The 1,670-nt window shown below is 66.5% G+C and carries 2 protein-coding genes; both read right to left on the bottom strand.

The features are described from left to right. On the bottom strand, positions 1-340 hold a 340-nt coding region (locus tag ABLU88_RS16275), incomplete at its 3' end, for a sodium ion-translocating decarboxylase subunit beta (protein ID WP_348837126.1). A gap of 15 nt (positions 341-355) precedes the next feature. Then, positions 356-1,670, bottom strand: a 1,315-nt coding sequence (locus ABLU88_RS16270; RefSeq protein WP_348837123.1) for a pyruvate carboxylase subunit B, incomplete at its 5' end; no start/stop codon positions are given.

Raw genomic sequence — 1,670 nt, 5'->3', positions numbered from 1 at the left:
CGGCGAGGTCCTCCATCTGCCCCTGCACCGACGGCAGGGCCAGCGCCAGCGCCTCCCTGATGGCGTGGACATCCGGCGTACAGTGGAGCTTCGCGGCAATCACCGCCAGCTGCCCGGCGTCGTGGTGGGCCAGCAGGCTCTCCAGGGCGGTCAGCGCCAGCCCGGCCTCCGGGATATTCGACAGCAGCCCGCCGAAGCCAATCGGCAGCAGCAGCAGCGGCTCGAACTTCCTCGCGATGGCCAGCCACAGCAGCAGCAGGCTCACCAGCAGCATGACGGCCTGGCCGGCACCGAGGTGCATCAGCCCCATGCCCTGAATCAGGGCGTTCAGACTTTCCATTTCCGTTCCTCTTCCTTACGCCAGGCTCAGCAGGGTGTCGCCCACCGCCACCGCGTCCCCGGATTTCACCGCGATACCGCGCACGGTCCCGGCCTGCGCGGCGCGGATTTCGGTTTCCATCTTCATGGCTTCCAGAATCAGCAGCACGTCGCCCTCGGCCACCGTCTGGCCTTCCGTGGCAATGACCTTCCAGATGGTGCCCGCCAGCGGCGCGGTCACCGGGGTGCCGGCACCTGCCGGGGCGGCTGCGGGGGCCGTGGTCTGAACGGGGGCCGCTGCCGTCAGCGGGCTGATATCGCCGCCGTCGCTGACCTTCACCACAAAGGCCTTGCCTTCCACTTCCACGGTGTAGACGCCGGAGGCGGCCGGTTTCTCTGCTTTTGCCACCGGCTGCGCGGCTTCCACCTGCGGTACCGGCTCAAAGGCCGCCGGGTTATGGCGGTTCTCAAGGAACTTCAGGCCGACCTGCGGGAACAGGGCCACGGTGAGCACGTCGTCGATGGCGTTGTCGGCAAGCTGAATATTCTTCTCCTGCGCCTGGCGCTTCACGTCGGCTTCCAGCTGCGCCAGCTCCGGCTTCAGCAGGTCCGCCGGACGGCAGGTGATGGCCTCTGCTCCGTCCAGCACGCGCGCCTGTAATGCCGCGTTGACCGGCACCGGGGTGTGGCCGTACTCGCCCTTCAGTATCCCGGCGGTCTCCTTCGCGATGGTTCTGTAGCGTTCGCCGGTCAGCACGTTAAGCACCGCCTGGGTGCCGACAATCTGCGAGGTCGGGGTGACCAGCGGGATAAAGCCGAGGTCCTCGCGCACGCGGGGGATTTCCGCCAGCACCTCATCCAGACGGTGGGCGGCGTTCTGCTGCTTCAGCTGGCCCTCGAGGTTGGTGAGCATCCCGCCCGGCACCTGGGCCACGAGGATACGGCTGTCGGTGCCCTTCAGCTGGCCTTCAAAGGCGTGGTATTTCCTGCGCACCTCGCGGAAGTACGCCGCGATGCTCTCAAGCCTGAGGATATCCAGGCCGGTGTCATGTTTTGTGCCTGCCAGCGTCGCCACCAGCGCCTCGGTGGCCGGGTGGCCGTAGGTGGCGCTCATGGAAGAGATGGCGGTATCGACGCCGTCGACGCCGGCCTCGATGGCCTTCAGCAGGGCCATCTCCGCCATCCCGGTGGTGGCATGAGCATGCAGGTGCAGCCTGACGTCATAGCGTTTTTTGATTTCGCTCACCAGCTCGAAGGCCGCCATCGGGGTGAGAATGCCGGACATGTCCTTAATCGCGATGGAATCGACGCCGGTCTCCAGCAGCTGTTCGGTCAGGTCGAGCCAGGTCTGC

This window comes from Klebsiella sp. GW_Kp182, from assembly GCF_040062275.1.
Taxonomy (GTDB): domain Bacteria; phylum Pseudomonadota; class Gammaproteobacteria; order Enterobacterales; family Enterobacteriaceae; genus Klebsiella; species Klebsiella michiganensis.
This window is presented reverse-complemented; position numbering and strand designations above follow the sequence as displayed.